Raw genomic sequence first — 18,196 nt, forward strand, 5'->3', positions numbered from 1 at the left:
CGGGCTATGGCCAAGGCTAACAAGGCTGCCGGGTCGGCGGGAGCCGACTTCTCAGCTGCTCTGTCGTTGTGATCGGGATCACTCTCCCGGTCAGTCCTCGCACGGGGGCTCGTAGGAGAGCCGGGGCAGGTACTCGTGCCACTTGTCGGCCGTCAGCACGCCTCGCGTGGTCGCGCAGATACGGCTGATCGCCTCGTCGACGTCCAGGTTCCACAGCCGTACGGTGTCGGCGCCGCTGGAGACACCGAGCATGTGGCTGTTGGGGCTGAAGGACAGGAAGTTGCCGGTCTTGGCGTTCGGGCTCATCGACTGCCCGATGGGGGAGGCCCCGGTCGGGTCGGTCACGTTCCACAGCCGGATCGTGTTGTCGTTGCCGCCGCTGGCGAGGGTGTCGCCGTCCTGGCTGAAGCTCAGCGAGACCACCGCCTCGGTGTGGCCGGTGAGGGGCGAGCCCCGCCGGGACGCCCGCGCCGGGTCGGTCACGTTCCACAGCCGTACCGTGTCGTCGTCGCTGCCGCTGGCCAGCGTGTGGCCGTCCGGGCTGTACACGAGCGCGTTGACCGGGCCGACGTGCCCGGTGAGCGGTTTGCCGACGGGCGTGGTGTGCCGGGGATCGGTCACGTTCCACAGCCGTACGGTGTGGTCCGCGCTGCCGCTGGCGAGGGTGCGTCCGTCCGGGCTGAACACGAGGGCGTTGACGAACCCCTTGTGCCCGGTGAGCGGGGAGCCGAGCGCGGTGGCGTGGGCCGGGTCGCCGACGTCCCACAGCTGGATGGTGCGGTCGTCGTAGGCGGTCGCCAGCGTGCGTCCGTCCGGCGCGAAGGCCAGCGCGTCGGGGCCCAGGAACCGGGTGCGCAACTCGACGGGCGGCCCCGCGGAGACCGGCCGGGCCGGGTCGGTGACGTCCCACAGGTACACCGCCCGGTTGGCCGTCAGCACCGCGAGCGTACGGCCGTCGGGCGAGAACGCGAGCGTGCGCTCGCTGCCGTCGTCGGGCATGAAGGGCGCGCCCAGCGTCACGGGCCGGTCGGGGTCCGCCACGTTCCACAGCCGGACCCTGCCGTCGCGGGCGGCCGTGGCCAGCACCCGTCCGTCCGGCCGGAAGGCGCCGCTGCGGCCGATCATGTCCGCCGTCGGGACGGACCAGAGCCGGACCTTGCTGTCGCCGTTGCCGGTGGCGAGGGTCCGGCCGTCGGGGCTGAAGCCGATGGCGTACATCTCGCCGCTGCCCCCCGCGAGCGGCTCGCCGACCTGCGAGGGGTACGCCGGGTCGCTCACGTTCCACAGGGTGGCCGTGCTGTCCGCGCTGCCGGCGGCCAGCACGGTCCCGGCGGGGTTGAACGCGACCGACCACACGGGCCCGGTGTGCCCGGTGAGCGGCGGGCCGAGCTGGGTCGCCCGGCCGGGGTCGGTCACGTCCCACAGCCGGATCGTGTCGTCCGTGCTGCCGCTGGCGAGGGTGTCCCCGTCGGGGCTGAAGTCCAGCGAGTGCACGGTGTCGGTGTGACCCGCCAGGACCTTGGCGATCCGCTCCGGCCGGCGCGGATCGGCCGTGTTCCACAGCCGGATCGTGTTGTCGTCGCCGCCGGCCGCGAGGGTACGGCTGTCCGGGCTGAACGCCACGGAGCGCACGGCGGCCGTGTGGCCGGTCAGCGCGCCGAGCGCCGTCGGCCGGCCCGGTGCGGTCATGTCCCACAGCCGTACGGTGTGGTCCTCGCCCGCGGAGGCCAGGGTCCGCCCGTCCGGGCTGAAGGCGAGCAGGTAGATCGTGCCGGTGTGGCCGGTCAGGGGCTTCCCGAGCGGGCGCGGGTGGGCGGGATCCCGGACGTCCCACAGCCGGACGGTGCCGTCGTCGCCCGCGCTGGCGAGGGTGTGGCCGTCCGGGCTGAACACCGCGCTGCTCACCCAGCTCCGGTGGCCGGTGAGGGGCTTGCCCAGCGGCTTGGGACGGGACCGGTCGGCGACGTCCCAGAGCCGGACGGTCCGGTCGTAGCTGGCCGTGGCCAGCACCTTGCCGTCCGGGCTGAACGAGGTGAGGTAGACGGCACCGGTATGGCCGAGGAGCGGTGTGGCCAGCGGCGCGTTCACGATCGAGATCAGGCGGTTGTTGGTGCCCGCGTCGCCCGGCCGCAGGTCGTGCGCCACCAGGTCGAGCTGCGCGGACAGCGACGGATCCGTGTACTGGACGCGGTCGGCCTCCGCGACCACCTGCTCGAACACGGCGTCGTTGCGCTGCTGCCAGGCGACCACGGCCGCGCCGACGGCGAGGATCGCCAGCACCACCAGCGCCGACACCGCGCCCCGGCTGATCCACACGATGCGCCTGCGCAGCCTGACCGACGCGGCCAGGAACTCCACCGCGCTGCGGGTCAGGAAGGTGTCGCCGGCGGACTTCGCCCAGCTGCGGGCCTGCTCCAGCCGGGAGCCCCGGTAGAGCAGCGCCGCGTCACGGTTCGAGCTGTCCCAGGCCCGGCCGTCCTCCTCCAGCCGCTGACGCAGCAGATGGTCGCTGCGGTCCTCGTCGATCCAGTCGCGCAGCCGCGGCCAGGCGTGCAGCAGCGCCTCGTGGGTGATCTCGACGGTCTCCGCGTCGAGGGTCACGAGCCGGGCGCGCACCAGAGCCTCGAGCGACTCCTCCGTCTTGCCGGGGTCGGCCGACTCCTCCGCCAGCTGCCGACGGGTGCCCCGGCGCCGGGTGGCCTGGGTGTCTTCGCCGAGCCGGACCAGCCGCATCAGGAGCAGCCGGGCAGCCGTACGCGCCGCCGGGTCGAGCCCGGACCAGGCCCGCTCGGCGGTCGCCGCCACCGCGCCCTGGATGCCGCCCGCCGCGCGATAGCCGGCCAGCGTCAGCCGTCCCGCCTTCCGGCGCTGCCAGGTGGCGAGCAGGGCGTGCGAGAGAAGGGGGAGCGCGCCCGCGTGCGCTCCCCGCGGGCCGTCGACGGTCACCTCACGGATGATCAGCTCCGCCAGTCCGGGCTCGAGCTCCAGCCCCACGGCCCTGGCCGGCCCGGTCACCGCCTCGCGCAGCTCCGAAGTGGACAACGGCCCCAACACCATGTGCCGGTGCTGGAGCGCGTCGGAGAGCTCGGGGTGGCTGAGGCACTCCTCGTAGAAGTCGGCGCGGACACCGAGGACGACGAGGGCGGGGGGTGGTAACGGGGTACCGGCCGTACCGGGGGCGACAGGGGCGGCGGGGGTGCAGATGTCGTGCAGGAGCTGGATGAAGAGGCGCCGGTCCGCCTCGTCGGGACAGAGGGTGAAGGCCTCCTCGAACTGGTCGACGATGATGACGGGGCGAGTGGGGAGGCCGGAGGCGTCGGAGGGGCCCGAAGCTTCGGAGAAGGCGGAAGCGCCGGAAGGCGCGGAAGGGGCGGCAGCGTCTTGTCGCGCCCAGGCGGTGACGGCCTCCCGTACGGCCCGCGCGAAGCCGGGGGTGCCGGGCTTCCCGCCGACGGCAGCGGTAGCGGCTGCGGCTGCGCCTGTGGTCGTGGCTGAGGTCGAGCCAGAGCCAGACGCGGAAGAAGACGCAGAACCAGAGGCAGAGCCAGACGCAGAGGCAGAAGCAGAGGCAGACGCAGAGGCAGAAGCAGCAGTCGACGTGGTGAAAGGGGCGAGTTCGGGGATACGGCTGGTCAGCTCGGCGAGCGGGTCGGCGCCCGGCACCAGTTGCAGGACCCGCGCGGAGTCGCCGGCCTTCGCCGCCCGGCCGCCGCGGTGCCGGTCGGCCGCCGCACCGTTCTGGAGGGCGGGCACGAGACCGGCGCTGAGCAGGGAGGACTTGCCCGCCCCGGAAGCGCCGACCAGCATGACCAGGCCGCCCGTCCGCTCCGCCGCGCGAAGCTGGGCGACGAGGGCGTCCGTGCTCCGCTCCCGGCCGAAGAACCAACGGGCGTCCTGCTCGCGGTACGAGGCGAGCCCGCGGTAGGGGCACACCCCACCGGGGACACCCTGAGCCTCGGCCGCCGGGCGCTCGCCGGCCTCCTCCGTCACCGGGGCGACGGGGACATCGCCGGCGACCGGATCGGCCACCGCCCGCTCCCACAGCCGCTGCCACTGGCCGAGGTCGTACAGCCCGGTGGACACCGGTGCGGGCCGCGCGCGCCGCGCCTCGGGTATCAGGACGTGCAGCACGGCGGCGAGGGCGGCGAACTGGGCGGGTACGTTCCTGGCCCGTCGCCAGTCGCTGATCCGCTGGGTGGACACCCTTACGGGCCGTCCCCGCTCGTCGACCCGCTGGAGTCGGGCGACCGTCTCGGACACGCGCTTGAGCGGAGGGTTGCCGGCCTCCCTGTACAGCAGCGCGAGTCGTTCCGCGAAGGCTGTGCGTGCGCCCGAGTCGGAACTCAAGGCCTCCACCCCTTACTTCCCCCGCACCTGCAATCCGGACCGGAAAAATTACTTTATATGGCTGACCTGCGGTTAAGTGGCTGACCGGACATCGGGTCCTCCTCGGTTCGGGCCTCAGCTGGCAGGATCCGGAGGCAGAAGCGCATGAACCGGGCGTAACGCGGGCGACCGCGCGCTCGGCGCGCGAACCGCGCCGTCATGGCGTGGTCGACTCCGCCCGCACCGTTCGTCACCGGTCCGCACGAGGGGAGGGACCGGTGGCCAACGGTGCGGCGTGTGACGGTCCTCGGGTCTCGACGGAGACGACGGACACGACGGAGACGACGGACACGACGGTGACCGCCCCCCGGCCCCACACCGGGAGGCAGGCCCGTAGCGCGGACACGGACGCTCCCCGCTACCGCTCGGTCGATCGCGACTCGGTCGATCGTGGCTGGGTCGAGCCCGGCTGGGTCGTCGGGATCCGGTGGGTGAAGAACAGGGCGAGGAGGGCGGCGAGCGCGAGGATGGCGAGGGCGGCGCGCAGGCCGTCGAGTCGCGCCTCCGCGTTCGCGTCGAGCGCGGCGTCGGTCACGGCCGCGGTCGCGTCGGTGTCCTCGAGGACGGTCTTGAGCTGGGCGTCCGACAGGAAGGGCACACCGCTCTGCAGCTGTACGGCCGCCTCGCTCTTGACCCGGTCCGGGACCGCCGGGCTCTGTTCGACGCTGGTCAGGAACGAGGTGGTCAGCGTGGCGATCATGATCGACCCGGCGAGGGCCGTACCGATCGAGGCGCCGAGGTTGGTGACGGAGTTCTGGACGCCCCCGACCTCCGCGCTCTGCTCGTCCGGCACCGCGGAGACGGTGACCGAGCCGAGCTGGGAGGCCAGCGCGCCCATGCCGAGACCGATCAGCAGCAGCGGGATCGTGACGATCTCCGCGCCCGCGTCCGCATCGAGCGCGGCCATCAGGATCACCGCCCCCGCGCACATCGCGAGGATCCCGGACCGCACGACCCTGCGCGGTGAGACGTCCGGGAGGAGCCGCGGGATCAGGATCGCGGCGGCCAGCAGGGTCAGCGAGAGCGGCAGGATGCGCGCGCCGGTCTTCAGCGCCGACAGGCCGAGCGCGACCGACAGATAGAGCGGTACGACGAAGAACACGCCCATCTGCACGAGGTACTGGAAGAAGAACATCGTCAGGCCGCCGGTGAGCTGCTTGTTCCCCAGCAGGGCCGGCTGTACGAGCGGCTCCCTGCCCCGTCCGACGAGCCGGGTCTCCCAGCGGAGGAAGACCCAGACCAGGAACAGGCCCGCGAGCATCAGCCAGACGACCGGCGAGACTCCCAGCCAGGAGGGTGCGTCGGGTTTCGGCCGGAACCAGCCCCACTGGGACGAGCGCAGGACGCCGAACACGAAGGTCCCGAGCCCGAGGGCGGAGAGCAGGGCGCCGAAGAGGTCGATGCGCGGCCGCCGGTCGGGCACCGCGTCGGCGACCCGCCGGGCCAGCACCACGATGCCGAGCACGAGGATCACCTCCCCGGCGAACACCCAGCGCCAGGAGAAGTACGTGGTGGCCACGCCCCCGATCAGCGGCCCCAGCGCGATGGCCACCGCTCCGGCGGCGGCGACGAGTCCGTAGGCGGCGGGGCGGCGTTCCACGGCGAAGTTGCCGGCGACGAGCGCCACGATCGCGGGCAGGATCAGCGCCGCCCCGATCCCTTCCAGGAGCGACCAGCCGATCATCAGCACCGGCAGGTTCGGGGCGAGCGACGTGGTCAGCGACCCGCATCCGTAGATGACGCAGCCGATCATGAAGGCCCGCTTGCGGCCGATCAGCGCGCCGACCTTGCCGCCGGGGATCATGAGCATCGCCATCACGAGGGTGTACGCCGTGATCGCGCCCTGGATGCCGGTCACGGTCGAGTCCACGTCCTCGGCCACCGTCGCGATCGACACGTTCATGACGGAGCTGTCGAGCGCCATCAGGAACTGGCCCGCCGCGAGCGTCAGCAGGACGATCCGCGCTGTTTTCGAACTCCCGTGCGCATCCGCTGTGGGGGGCATGGTTGCATTCTCGCCACGGTCACCTGGAACGCGTCCGCGACCCGCCCGGGAGTCAGCCGGGTGGCGGCTCGCCGGACTCGCCGCGACCCGGCCGCCCCGGCTGCCCCGGGGTCAGCGTTCCCGGGGGACCGTGCACAGGGCCCAGATCACGAAGGCGTACAGCGCGATCAGGGTGAGCGACCAGACGGGGTAGTACGGGATCGACAGGAAGTTGGCGATGATCAGCAGTCCCGCGATGCCGACCGCGACCACCCGCGCCCAGGTGGCACGCGAGAAGAGGCCGACGCTCACGCCGATGGCGATCACGCCGAGGACCAGCTGGATCCAGCCCCAGCTCGTCAGGTCGAACTTGAAGACGTAGTTGGGGGTGGAGACGTAGATGTCGTCGTCGGCGATGGCCATGATGCCCCGGAACAGATCGAGGACACCGGCGATGAACAGCATCACGCCGGCGAACGTCACCAGCCCGCCGGCGGTCGCCTCGGACGCGGACGACCTGTGGTGCACCGTGCTCGTGCTCATGGCGGATTCCTCACTTCGTCGGTGATACGCGATGTGCGGCACTGCCTCTCCGAGCAGCCTCTCCGAGCCTGTGGCGTGGCCGGGGCCGGGAGATCACCCGAGGCGGGTGAAGTTTGCGGCGTGGATCCCTGGTGCCCTGGAAGCAGACACACCGGCGTTGCGGCGGGCGTCCGGGCGCTCGCACCGGCCGACGCCGACCGCGCGCCCGCCGAGGCGCGGCCACGAGGACCCGTCGAGGCGCGTGCACGCGGACCCGTCGAGATGCGGGCACGCGGACCCGTCGAGATGCGGGCGCGCGGACCCGTCGAGGCGCGGGCGCGCGGACCGCTCGTGATCGACCGAAGGGAGCCCGCAAGCTCGCCATGGCCATGACCTTCGTCGGCGTCACGGGCGTCCGGCGAGACCACCCCACGGAGCCGCAGCCATGACCGACAACCAACTGGACGGACACGACGTGCGGCACCGCGCCCCGAAGGAGCGGGCCGCGCTCGGCAAGGCCGCGCGGGCGAACACGCCCCGCTCAAGCCACGCCGAGTTCGCGCCCGGACCGAAGCGGCCGGACCCCTTGAAGATCATCGAGAAGCAGTCGGCGACCCGGCTGCCCGGCCTCGTACCGATCCGCTACAGCAGGATGTCCGAGTCGCCGTTCCGGTTCTACCGGGGGGCCGCCGCCATCATGGCGTCCGATCTCGCGAACACCCCGACCACCGGGCTGCGCACCCAACTGTGCGGTGACGCCCACATGTTGAACTTCCGGCTGCTCGCCTCACCCGAACGGCGCCTGATGTTCGACATCAACGACTTCGACGAGACGCTGCCCGGCCCCTGGGAGTGGGACGTCAAGCGCCTGGCCGCGAGCCTCGTCATCGCGGGCCGGGCGAACGGCTTCAGCACCAAACAGCGGGCCTCGATCGTACGGGCCACCGTGCGGTCGTACCGGGAGAGCATGCGGTCCTTCGCCGGACTCGGCAACCTGGCCGTCTGGTACGCCCAGTTCGACGTCAACTGGGTACGGGACCGGTTCGGGGCGGACCTGTCCGCGCGGGGCCGCGAGCGGTGGGCGCAGGCCGTGACCAAGGCGCTCTCGCACGACACCCTCCAGGTCTTCGACAAGCTCACCCATGTCGTCGACGGCAGGCGCCTCATCGCCCCCGACCCCCCGCTCATCACCCGTCTCGACGACCTGCTGCCCGGTGAAGGCCGCGGTGGCGACGTGGAGAAGGGCATCCGCCGGCTGATCGAGCGCTACGGCCAGTCCCTCCAGTCGGACCGGCGGTACCTGCTGGAGCAGTACCGGGTGGCCGACATGGCCCGCAAGGTCGTCGGCGTGGGCAGCGTGGGCACCCGCTGCTGGATCGTGCTGCTGCTCGGCAGGGACGACGAGGATCCGCTGTTCCTCCAGGCCAAGGAGGCCGACGAGTCGGTCCTTGCGCCCTTCGCCGGGGTGAGCGCGTACCGGACGCAGGGCGAGCGGGTGGTCGCCGGACAACGGCTGATGCAGGCCACCAGCGACATCTTCCTGGGCTGGGAGCGCGTCGAGGGCATCGACGGCCGGCGACGGGACTTCTACGTACGGCAGTTGCGGGACTGGAAGTGGGTCGCCGTGGCCGAGGACATGGTGCCCCGCGGCATGCGCACCTTCGGCGCACTGTGCGGCGCGACGCTGGCCCGGGCCCACGCGAGATCCGGCGACCGGATCGCCATCGCCGCCTATCTGGGCGGCGGCGACAGCTTCGACCGGGCGCTGGTGACCTTCGCCGAGCAGTACGCCGACCAGAACGAGCGCGACCACGAGGCACTCGTCACCGCCGTCAAGGAGGGGCGACTGCCCGCCCAAGCGGCCTGAAGGCGTGCGGTCCCGGCCGGGGCGGAGGTGGCGCACAGCCGCACCCCGCACCGGCCGGGTGGCACCAGCCCTGAGCATGAGCAACTGTCGGGCCAGGTCCGCCCCCAGCACCAGGACGTCCTTGCCCCCGCGGTTGCCCGGTACGAAGAGCAAGGGAAAGCTCGAACTCCGCTCCGTCATAGGACGGGTAGCAGCTCACCCCCGAGCCGCCGCAACGGTCGCGGAGCGACAGGCCCCGGTCCGAGGTCCCGGAGCGGGCCGTCGTCATGGACCCGCGTCGTCCTGGGGCGCGGGGGAGTAGGTTGGGGGAGCGAGGATCCTTCGTACACCGGCGTTCAGGCCGGTCTCGTCCTCCTGGTTCGACCACACCGGGTGCTCCGCGCTCGAGGCAGGTTCCGCCTTATGGCAGCCGAAGCCGCTCACCGGTCCGATCGTGCCCCGGCCGCGCCGGGGGTGTCGTCGTACCCGGCGGTCGCCCGGCAGGTCGCCGACGCGCTCCGCTGGTTCTTCGCCTGTGACGACACCGGCAGCTCTCCTCCGGGGCGCGACGCCGACGGCTCGCGCGGACAGCCGTTCATGGACGGCAGAACCCGCTGACCGCCGCCCCCGCGGCACCCCCGTCCCCCTCCGGCAGGGGCAGCGTTTCCCCCGACCGCGCCCTCGCCGGAGGGGCTACCCCCGACCGAGGCCGAAGAGTCCGGCGGATAGCGGATGAAACGCCCACCGAGGCGCAAGGCCCCGTTCCCGGCGGTCCACGCCCACCGACGCACAAGGTCCTGGCGGGCCCGCGCCTGCCGACGCCCAAGGTCCCGGCGGGCCCGAGCCTGCCGAGGCCGAAGGGTCCCGGCCGGTTCGCGCCTGCCGAGGCCGATGGGTCCCGGCGGGTTCATGTCCGCCGAGGCCAAAGAGCTCGCCGCCGTCATCCGCCTACTCGAACGCCTCGACCGCGTGCACGACGTGCGTCTGCCCGCTCCGGCCGACCCAGGCCGACTGCGGCTTGGATCGCCGCCCGCCGGACCCGGACCCGTCCGCCCGAACCCGTCCGCCCGAGTACTGGCCCACCAGCCACTGCCCACCGCCCCACTGATGCGACCGCCGTACGGCAGCCGACAGGAGCAGATATGACCATCGCACTGGAGCCCCCGCTTCCCTCCCACCCCCTCCTCCGCCTGAGCCTGGCGCCCCGCGGCACCATGCCGCGGCCCATCGACGGCGCCTGGTGGCCCCGCTCCTACGACCTGCTCGCCGAACTCCCCCGTCTCCTGGGCGGACTGCCGCCCGAGTGGGGCCAGATCACCAGCGTCACCGTCAGCGGGTCGAAGTGGTCCGCGACGCCCGGCCGGACCCTGGTCTGCAACCAGGTCGTACGACTGCGCAGAACGGTGACGGCATCCGCCCCGGACACCGTCGTCCTGCTCGCGCCCGGCCAAGGCCGCTGGGATCTGCTGGTCGTCCCCCCGGACGCCACCGAGCGGGCCGCGCAGTTGTCCATGGCGGCCGCGGCGGTCGCTCACGCCTGACATCGACCGGCGGACGGCCCGGCGCGACCGACGGCGGCCCGGCGAGACGGACCGGAGGGCGGAGCGGACGGCGGAGCGGCCTGCGGACCGGCCGGGGAAGCCCGTTCGTCTTGTCCGAGGAGTAGCCTGGAATGACCGAGGATATTTCGCGCACCGGCTCTCCTGCCCGTGTCGTTTTCGGCGATTCACTATGCCGGGCCGGTCGCCACCGGCCCGGGGCAGGGTTCGCGTCATGACTGCGACCGTTTCCCTCTCGCCGACACCCGAAGCCGAAGACCGGTCCTCCTCGTCCTCTCCCCGTCTGTCGCTCGCTCCCGCCGGCTCCGCCCCGGCGCTGCTGGACGGTGCCTGGTGGCCCCGGTCCCGCGATCTGGCGGCGGAACTCCCCTCGCTGGCAGCCGTACTGGAGCCGCGGTGGGGGCGGATCACCCGGGTCACGGTGAATCCCACCCACTGGCCGGTCGTCCCGCGCAAGGTGGCGGTCGCCGGGCACGTGGTGAACGTCGGCTGGTTCCTGTCCGAGCAGGACCCGCACGAACTGCTGCTGCTCTCCTACCGCTTGGGCCGCTGGAACCTCCTGGTGGTCCCGCCGCGGACGGATCCCGCCTCGGCCGCCTGGCTGATGTCCGCCGCGAGCGACCCACGGGGCACATCGACCGCGAGCCGGCTGATCGAGGAGGCGGCGCGCCTGCGGACGGCGTCCGAGTCCGACCGGGCCGTGGAAGCGGTCTGGGATTCCGAAGGGGGGCACGAGGCCGGCGACCGGGTCGCACGTCCCCGTGTCCCGGTCGGCACCGCCGCGCGGCCGCATCAGCCGATGGTGAGGTGAGGACCGTGGAGACGTTCGTGACCGTGATCGTGATTCTCGCGCTGATCGCCGTCGGAGTGTTCCTCATCCACCGGCTCAACTCGCAGCACAGTGACCGCATCGCCGCCTTCCACTATGCCCGCTCCGGGACGCCCGTCGCGGGACCGGGACCGGGCCCTGGACTGTCTCCACCGACTCCGGGGAAGACCCGCGGCCGGCGACCGTCACGACGGCGGTCGCGGACGACTCCACCCCCGGCGCCGCACCCCTGAGGTGTCCTCCCCGGGCGCATGGACGCGGGCGGGCCGGGCCGCCCCCCGTCGCCGGTGACGCGGTGCGGTCAGTCCGCCGCCGCGGCCTCCGTCGGTGGGCGGGAGGCCGGCAGAAGACGTGACCGGCTCACCGTGAAGCCCACCGTGGCGCCCCCGCCGGGCCGGGTACCCGCCGACACGGATCCGCCATGGGCCTGCGCGACGTCGTGGACGATGGCGAGGCCGAGTCCCGAGCCAGGCAGACCGCGAGCGCTGTCGGCCCGGTAGAAGCGGTCGAACACGCGCCGCGTGTCGTCGGCGGTGATGCCGGGCCCCCGGTCGTGGACGGTGACCGCCCCCTGGCGGATGTGTACCTCGAGGGGCTCGTCGCCGTCGGCGTCGAACTTGGCGGCGTTCTCCAGCAGATTGCCCACCGCGCGTTCGAGGCCCTGGGGGCGGCCGCGGACCACGCAGTCGTCGGCGTCGACATGGACCAGGCGTCCGGTGCGCCGGTACAGGCGCCGCGCCGCTCGCCGCGCCACCTCGGCCAGATCCACGGATTCCTCGGTCTCCTCGCGGCCGCCCGCCAGGGCCAGTTCGACGAGTTCGTCGACGAGGTGACCGAGTTCGCGCGTCTCGTGCTGGACGTCGTCGAGGAGCCGGTCGCGGGAGTCGGGGGACAGCTCGGCGACGCGATGCAGCACGGTGGCGTTGGCCAGCAGGCTGGTCAGCGGGGTCCGCAGCTCGTGGGCGGCGTCGTGCACCAGCCGTTCCTGGGCCTCGCGGGCGGCGACCATGCGGCCGAGCATCCTGCTGAAGGACGCGGAAAGCCGCCCGACCTCGTCGCGTCCGCCCACCGGTTCCGTGGCGTCGTGAGCGACCCGGCCGTCCGTGCTGACCTCCTCGGCGACCTCGGTCAGCCGGGCCAGCCGTCGGGTGACGCGTCCGGCGAGCAGCCGGCCCGCGGCCGCCGCGACGAGCATGACCGCCAGACTGACCGCCGCGATCTGTCGCGCCATGCCGGCCAGCACCTGGCGGGTCTGGTCGACCGGGACGGCCACCTGCAGGGCGCCACGGCTCTCGCCGAGTGCCGTCGTCAGCAGGCGGTAGCTGTGACCGCCCGCGTCGATCTCGGTGGTGTCCGACTGCCCGGCCTCGCCGGAGGCGGCGAGGGCGCGCGCGGCGTCGGACACCGGCAGCTTCGTCAGCGGGCCGCTCAGGCGGACGGGCGTACCGTCCCGGCCCACGGCCTGCAGGACCGGCTGCGGTGCAGCTTCGCCCCCCGGGGCGGGCAGGTCGAGTCCGGGAAAGGGGGCGGGGGTCCGACCGCTGGGATCCCGGCCGCCGGGGTTCTGGCCGCCCGGGCTTTGACCGACAGGACTCTGGCTGCCGGAGGGTTCTGGCTGACCGGATCGGCCGGAGTCTGCCCCTTGGCGTTTCTCCATGCCACGGGTCAGGGCCACGGTGGTCGACCGCAGCGTCCGGTCGACCTCCGCGAACACGCTGTCGGAGGCGGCGAGGTAGCTCAGCGCACCGACCGTCACCGCCACCACGGCACCGACGGCGGCGAAGGCGAGCGTGAACCGCGAGCGCAGGCTCATGGCCGCCGAGCCGCGTAACCCACGCCGCGTACCGTGCGGATCAGGTCGGGTGCCCCCGCGTCGGTGAGCTTGCGCCGCAGGTAGCCGATGTATCCGGCGAGGTTCTTCGCGTCGACACCGGCGTCGGGACCCCAGACGCTCCGGTAGATCGCCGCATGCTCCAGGACGAGCCCCTCGTCGCGCACCAGAAGCTCCAGCAGGTCGAACTCGGTTCTGGTCAGCCGGAGTTCCGCCGCCCCCCACCATGCGCGTCGTGTACCGGGGGAGATGCGCAGCGACGCCATCCGCAGCACGTCACCTGAGCGCGAGCCCTCCTCGCCCTCGTCGCCCTCCTCGTTCTTCTCGGCCGGCGAGGCGGGCGATGCCGTCAGCACGGCCCGACGCAGGAGCGCCCTCAGACGCGCGAGCAGTTCGGGCACTTCGAAGGGTTTGGGCAGGTAGTCGTCGGCGCCGGCGTCCAGACCGTTCGCCCGGTCGGGGATCCCGGCCCGTGCGGTGAGCATCAGCACGGGGGTGCGGTCACCGTCGGCGCGCAGCACACGGCACACGGCCACACCGTCGATGTGCGGCATCATCACATCGAGGACGAGCGCGCTGAAGGACTCCCTGCGGGCCAGGACCAGGGCCTCCACCCCGTCGCCGGCGGTGACGACGTCGTACCCCTCCAGCTCCAGCGCCCGCTCGACGGCTTCACGGACGGCACGATCGTCGTCGGCGACGAGGACACATTCCGGCATGCGCGCATGCTCGCACAGCGTTCTGTGAGCCCCTTCTCATCCAATTCCGGACTGGCTCCGGCCGCGCTCTGAGACCGCTCTCCCACGATGGAGGACCCCACCACCCTCAGGCCACAGGAGTCCCATGTCCTCCCACACCCGCCCCGTTCTGCGCCGGCCCATGGTGCTCGCCGCGTGCCTCAGCGTCGCCCTCGGTACCGTCGGCTATCTCGCGTTCGACCCGGGGTCCGCCTCGGCGACGGTCGCCAAACAGGCGGTCCCGGCCTCCGCGGCCCGCACCGGAGCCGGTGGCGCCAACACCGCCGAGGTCGTGAAGGCCGCCAACGCCTTCCTCGCGACGCTCTCCGACGAACAGAAGGACGCCGCCCTCTACGACTTCGACGACGCGGCGAAGAAGACCGGCTGGTCGAACTTCCCTACGCCCGTCGTCGAGCGCAACGGCCTGAAGCTGGGCGACCTCACCGAAGCGCAGGACGCGGCGGCCATGAAGGTCATGGAGGCGGCGCTCAGCAAGCAGGGTTACGAGGAGCTCGTCGAGATCCGCAAGGCGGACGACTACCTCGCGTCACTGTCGGACGGCGAGGACACCGGTGACGGCGCGTCGGCCTCCCCCACCGCCACCCGCACACCTCCCTCCGGAGCCCCGACCGATGGCGCCACCGGCGGCCCCGGCGGCCCCGGTGGAGGCGGCGGAGGCGGCGGCGCCAACTTCGGCTCGGAGTGGTACTACCTCTCCTTCTTCGGACAGCCCAGCAGGACCGGGGAGTTCACCGTCCAGTACGGCGGTCACCACGCGGCGTACAACATCACCTACGCCGGGAACAACGTGACCATGTCACCCACCCTGACCGCGGTCGAGCCGGAGGAGTTCATCCTCGACGACAAGGCCTACGCCCCGCTCGCGGACAAGCGGGCCGCCACCATCGGCGCCGTCCAGTCGCTCACCGCCGACGAACTGGCCGCCGCCGAGATCGACGGCAGCTTCGACGACCTCTACCTCGGCCCGGGCAACGACGGCCCCTTCCCGACCGAACCCGAGGGCGTCCTCGTCAGCAGCCTCACCAAGAAGCAGCAGGCGAAGGTCACCGCGATGCTGCGCACCTGGGTCGACGACCTGGACGAGAAGGCCGCGGCGCGGCTCCTGGCCAAGTACGTCGCCGAGTACGACGAGACGTACATCGGCTGGAGCGGCGGAACCACCATCGACAACGACCAGACGTACGTCCGTCTCGACGGGCCCTCCGCCTGGATCGAGTTCTCCAACCAGCCCGGCGCCTCGACCGACGAGATCCACCAGCACACGATCTTCCGGGACGAGACCTCCGACTACGGCTGGGAGTGACGTCCGTGCGCCGTCTCGTCTCCGCCCTGCTGCTCTCGGCGTTCCTGCTGGTCGGCGGCCTCGCGTCGCCGGCCGCCGCCCATCCGATGAGCACCTCGGCCGTCCTGCTCGACATCCGTGAAGACCGGGTCGAGGGCGAGGTACAGCTGCCCATCGACCGCCTGGCGATCGCCGTCGCCCGCGACCTCACCCGCACCAGCGTGCTCGGCGAGGACCGGACCTTCCTCAAGCGCTATACGGCGCGGCACATCAGCGCCGTCGGCGCGGACGGCGCTCCCTGGACCGTGGGGCTCGGCACGGGGTCGGTACGGACGATCGACGGGACGGCGCACCTGGTCTACCCGCTCACCATCCGCCCGCCGGACGGACAGGTCACCGACTTCCGTCTGCGCTACGACGTCATCGTCGAGGAACTCCTCACCCACAAGGTCATCGCCACCGTCCGGTACGACTTCGACCGCGGCATCCTCAAGACGGACGACGCCGAGACCCTCGGCGTCCTCGACTGGGACACCAAGAGCCTGCGGGTCCCGGCCGACGAGGGTTCCTGGCTGAAGGGCTTCGTCACCACCGCGGGGCTCGGCATCGAGCATGTCGGTGAGGGCGCGGACCACCTGCTGTTCCTGCTGATGCTGCTCATCCCCGCCCCGTTGGTGGCCACCGCCGGCCGATGGCGCACCGGAGACGCCGGAGCCACCGGAGTCACCTCGCCGCGCCGCAGTCTCGTACGCGTCGTGCACGTCGTGTCGGCGTTCGCCCTGGGTCACTCGCTCACCCTCGCCCTGGCCGCCTCGGGAGTGATCCATGTCCCGTCACGGCCGGTCGAGACGCTGATCGCCTTCTCCATCGCGGTCTCGGCGGTCCACGCGATACGGCCGCTGGTGGCGCGCGGCGAGGTGCTCATCGCCGCGGGTTTCGGGCTCGTCCACGGCCTCGCGTTCGCCTCGCTCATCGGCGACCTCGGCCTGGACCGCGGGTCGCTCGTGACCACGCTGCTGGGCTTCAACCTGGGCATCGAACTGACCCAGTTGCTCGTCGTCGCCCTGATCATGCCGTCGCTGATCCTGTTGTCCCGCACGACCGTCTACCCCGCGTTCCGCGTCGGGGTGGCCGTCATCGGGCTCGTGTTCTCGGTGTCCTGGATGCTCGAACGCGCGAAGCTGACCACCGGCGACCCGTTCGAGGGCACGCAGACATGGCTGGTAGGGCACCCTCTGCTCGTCGCCGGCGCGGTCGCGACCCTCGCCGTCGCGGCCCGCCTCCGGTGCGGGGCGCCCTGGACGGCGACCGGAAAGTAGGCGCTGCCCGCGCGTTGCGTCGAAGCGCTCCGACAGCGATACGAAGGTCAGGGCCGGCCCCGGCTCGCCAGCACTCTCCACGTCAGTTCGCCGCGTGACCTTCCGCGTCACTCGTCGCCCCGCCCTTCGACCCGCCGCTCGACCCGCCCTTCGCGGTGGCGGCATCCCAGATCCCCGCCGCCACCCGCTGCGCGAACTCCGTCGGCGACGGCTCGTTCGGCAGCTGCGCGGGCACCGTCGTGCCCTTCTTGCTGCCTGCCCGGTCGGCGAACAGCGCGACCGTCAGGGCGAGTCGGCTGTCGTACCCGCTGGTCCACACGGTCCGCCGAGTGATCCCGCCGCCCGCCCCGGCGCTGGCGAAGCCCTTCACCTCCGAGGATCCTGCGGCGCCACCGCCACCGCCACCGCCACCGCCACCGCCACCGCCACCGCCATCGCCGTCGACCGCGACGGCGACGGGCATCGGTCCGGCCCCCGATCGCGCGCCCGCCACCAGCGCCTCCCTCTCGTCCAGGACCTGCCGCACATCGGGCTGCGCCCGGTAGACGGTGCGGCCGTCCCGTGTGATGCGAGCGACGGTGTACGGGGTGGTGTACCTGCCGTCCGCCGCCACCGTCGCGTAGGCCGATGCCAGGTCCAGCGGGGTCGGCGCCGGCATCTTCAGCAGCTTGCCCAATGGCTCGCCCGCGTGCTCCACCTTGCTGAACGGATCCAGTGCCGTCCCCGCCTCCACCGCCCCGCTCACCGCGTCGTTGAACGACTGCCGCGCGTAGTCCGAGCCCCCGTACAGCACCCGCACCGCTCCGTCGCCGGGCACCATGCCCACGACGGCGGTGTGCACCCGCACGCCCTTCTTGCCCCCCGGATGCTGCTGTACCAGTTGGGTGGCGCTGTCCTGCAGCGCCAGGTCGAAGGTGGTCGTCACGCTGTAGCCGCCGCTCGCGAGCCGGTCCTCGGTGATGCCGAGCCGGTCGGCGGCCTCCTTCGCGGCGACGTCGATCAAGTACTGCCGCTGCCCCTCGGTCTCGCCCGGGGGATAGAACCGGAACGCCGGGAAACGCGCCGCGGCCCGCTGCTTCGCCGTGATGCTCCCGCTCGCGGCCATCGCGTCCAGCACCCACTCCCAGCGGTTCTCCAGCTTCGCGGTCACCTTCGGATCGGAGCCCGCCTTCTCGTAGTACGAGGGGATGTTGAGGATGGACGCCAGCGCGGCACCCTGCGCGACCGTCAGGCTCTTCGCGTCCACGCCGAAGTAGTTGCGCGCGGCGGACTGGATCCCGGCGGCACCCCGCCCGAAGTACACGGTGTCGAGATAGCCCTCGAGGATCTCGTCCTTGGTGCGGGTGCGGTCCAGCTTGATCGCGATGAGCGCCTCACGCGCCTTGCGGGCCAGCGAGTGTTCCGGGCTCAGCAGCGCGTTCTTCACGTACTGCTGGGTGATGGTGGAGCCGCCCTGCGGGTCGCCGCCCGTCAGCGTCGCCAGCGTCGCCCGTGTGATGGCCCGCGGCGAGATCCCGCTGTCCGTACGGAAGGAACGGTTCTCCGCGGCGATCACCGCCTCCTGCACATGCCGGGGGACCGCGGACAGCGGGATGTCCTGCCGGTCGACCGGCCCGCGCCGGCCCAGATAGGAGCCGTCCGCGTCGAGGAACACGGTGCTCTGGGTGACGGTCTCCGGGTGTGGCTTCGGAATGGACGTCAGGTGGTACGCCACGACGGCCGCCGCGCACAGCGTCGCGAGCAGGGTGAGGAAGGCGTAGAAGAGCCGGCGAAGCCGCCGGCCCCGGTTGCGCCGGAACCGGATCCGCAGCGGCGCCCGCTCACGGTGCCGACGCCCCGAGAGCATCCCCTTCCCCTTCCCCTTCCCCTTCGCCTTCCCC

Annotated in this window: 12 protein-coding genes; 6 read left to right on the forward strand and 6 right to left on the reverse strand. The window is 72.4% G+C overall.

The features are described from left to right. Nucleotides 1-90: 90 nt before the first annotated feature. The 3 genes from ACFVYS_RS13065 to ACFVYS_RS13075 all read right to left on the reverse strand — a co-directional run bounded on the left by ACFVYS_RS13065 (nucleotide 91) and on the right by ACFVYS_RS13075 (nucleotide 6,913). Nucleotides 91-4,356: a hypothetical protein gene (locus ACFVYS_RS13065; RefSeq protein WP_389501568.1), complete on the reverse strand. Its 4,266-nt coding sequence runs from the start codon at nucleotides 4,354-4,356 to the stop codon at nucleotides 91-93. 388 nt (nucleotides 4,357-4,744) lie between these two features. Beyond that, nucleotides 4,745-6,391 carry an MFS transporter gene (locus ACFVYS_RS13070; RefSeq protein ID WP_389501570.1) on the reverse strand — a complete coding sequence of 549 codons (1,647 nt, stop codon included), beginning with the start codon at nucleotides 6,389-6,391 and terminating at the stop codon, nucleotides 4,745-4,747. A gap of 111 nt (nucleotides 6,392-6,502) precedes the next feature. Then, entirely contained in the window at nucleotides 6,503-6,913 is a 411-nt protein-coding gene (locus ACFVYS_RS13075) for a hypothetical protein (protein WP_389501572.1), read from the reverse strand. A gap of 424 nt (nucleotides 6,914-7,337) precedes the next feature. On the opposite strand from ACFVYS_RS13075, the gene ACFVYS_RS13080 reads away from it, so the two are divergent. The 4 genes from ACFVYS_RS13080 (at nucleotide 7,338) to ACFVYS_RS13095 (ending at nucleotide 11,108) form a co-directional block, all read left to right on the forward strand. Continuing rightward, nucleotides 7,338-8,759, forward strand: a complete 1,422-nt coding sequence (locus ACFVYS_RS13080; RefSeq protein WP_389501574.1) for a DUF2252 domain-containing protein — start codon at nucleotides 7,338-7,340, stop codon at nucleotides 8,757-8,759. 402 nt (nucleotides 8,760-9,161) lie between these two features. Next, nucleotides 9,162-9,356: a hypothetical protein gene (locus ACFVYS_RS13085; RefSeq protein WP_389501576.1), complete on the forward strand. Its 195-nt coding sequence runs from the start codon at nucleotides 9,162-9,164 to the stop codon at nucleotides 9,354-9,356. Nucleotides 9,357-9,880: 524 nt separating this feature from the next. Continuing rightward, entirely contained in the window at nucleotides 9,881-10,279 is a 399-nt protein-coding gene (locus tag ACFVYS_RS13090) for a DUF5994 family protein (RefSeq protein ID WP_389501578.1), read from the forward strand. Between the two features lie 232 nt (nucleotides 10,280-10,511). Further along, nucleotides 10,512-11,108 carry a DUF5994 family protein gene (locus ACFVYS_RS13095; RefSeq protein WP_389501580.1) on the forward strand — a complete coding sequence of 199 codons (597 nt, stop codon included), beginning with the start codon at nucleotides 10,512-10,514 and terminating at the stop codon, nucleotides 11,106-11,108. A 319-nt stretch (nucleotides 11,109-11,427) separates the two neighbouring features. Here the strand turns inward: ACFVYS_RS13095 and ACFVYS_RS13100 are convergent, their stop codons facing one another. Both ACFVYS_RS13100 and ACFVYS_RS13105 read right to left on the reverse strand, forming a co-directional pair. Next, entirely contained in the window at nucleotides 11,428-12,939 is a 1,512-nt protein-coding gene (locus ACFVYS_RS13100; RefSeq protein WP_389501582.1) for an ATP-binding protein, read from the reverse strand. Next, nucleotides 12,936-13,676, reverse strand: a complete 741-nt coding sequence (locus ACFVYS_RS13105; protein ID WP_389501584.1) for a response regulator transcription factor — start codon at nucleotides 13,674-13,676, stop codon at nucleotides 12,936-12,938. The genes ACFVYS_RS13100 and ACFVYS_RS13105 overlap by 4 nt, the downstream gene beginning before the upstream one ends. 124 nt (nucleotides 13,677-13,800) lie before the next feature. Between ACFVYS_RS13105 and ACFVYS_RS13110 the strand changes: the two genes are divergently transcribed. Continuing rightward, entirely contained in the window at nucleotides 13,801-15,018 is a 1,218-nt protein-coding gene (locus ACFVYS_RS13110) for a DUF3500 domain-containing protein (RefSeq protein WP_389501586.1), read from the forward strand. A 5-nt stretch (nucleotides 15,019-15,023) separates the two neighbouring features. After that, nucleotides 15,024-16,316, forward strand: a complete 1,293-nt coding sequence (locus ACFVYS_RS13115) for a HupE/UreJ family protein (RefSeq protein ID WP_389501587.1) — start codon at nucleotides 15,024-15,026, stop codon at nucleotides 16,314-16,316. An 82-nt stretch (nucleotides 16,317-16,398) separates the two neighbouring features. Here ACFVYS_RS13115 and ACFVYS_RS13120 read toward each other — a convergent pair whose 3' ends face one another. Further along, the gene (locus ACFVYS_RS13120) at nucleotides 16,399-18,162 is read right to left on the reverse strand and encodes a transglycosylase domain-containing protein (RefSeq protein WP_389501589.1); all 1,764 of its coding nucleotides are present in this window, start codon (nucleotides 18,160-18,162) and stop codon (nucleotides 16,399-16,401) included. Nucleotides 18,163-18,196: the final 34 nt, after the last annotated feature.

This window comes from Streptomyces sp. NPDC058295, assembly GCF_042880655.1.
Lineage (GTDB): Bacteria > Actinomycetota > Actinomycetes > Streptomycetales > Streptomycetaceae > Streptomyces > Streptomyces coriariae.

Coding starts and splice junctions, on each gene's coding strand:
- ACFVYS_RS13075 (WP_389501572.1), bottom strand. CDS start 6,913: ATGAGCACGAGCACGGTGCACCACAGGTCGTCCGCGTCCGAGGCGACC.
- ACFVYS_RS13100 (WP_389501582.1), bottom strand. CDS start 12,939: ATGAGCCTGCGCTCGCGGTTCACGCTCGCCTTCGCCGCCGTCGGTGCC.
- ACFVYS_RS13110 (WP_389501586.1), top strand. CDS start 13,801: ATGTCCTCCCACACCCGCCCCGTTCTGCGCCGGCCCATGGTGCTCGCC.
- ACFVYS_RS13085 (WP_389501576.1), top strand. CDS start 9,162: ATGGCAGCCGAAGCCGCTCACCGGTCCGATCGTGCCCCGGCCGCGCCG.
- ACFVYS_RS13070 (WP_389501570.1), bottom strand. CDS start 6,391: ATGCCCCCCACAGCGGATGCGCACGGGAGTTCGAAAACAGCGCGGATC.
- ACFVYS_RS13080 (WP_389501574.1), top strand. CDS start 7,338: ATGACCGACAACCAACTGGACGGACACGACGTGCGGCACCGCGCCCCG.
- ACFVYS_RS13090 (WP_389501578.1), top strand. CDS start 9,881: ATGACCATCGCACTGGAGCCCCCGCTTCCCTCCCACCCCCTCCTCCGC.
- ACFVYS_RS13120 (WP_389501589.1), bottom strand. CDS start 18,162: ATGCTCTCGGGGCGTCGGCACCGTGAGCGGGCGCCGCTGCGGATCCGG.
- ACFVYS_RS13105 (WP_389501584.1), bottom strand. CDS start 13,676: ATGCCGGAATGTGTCCTCGTCGCCGACGACGATCGTGCCGTCCGTGAA.
- ACFVYS_RS13095 (WP_389501580.1), top strand. CDS start 10,512: ATGACTGCGACCGTTTCCCTCTCGCCGACACCCGAAGCCGAAGACCGG.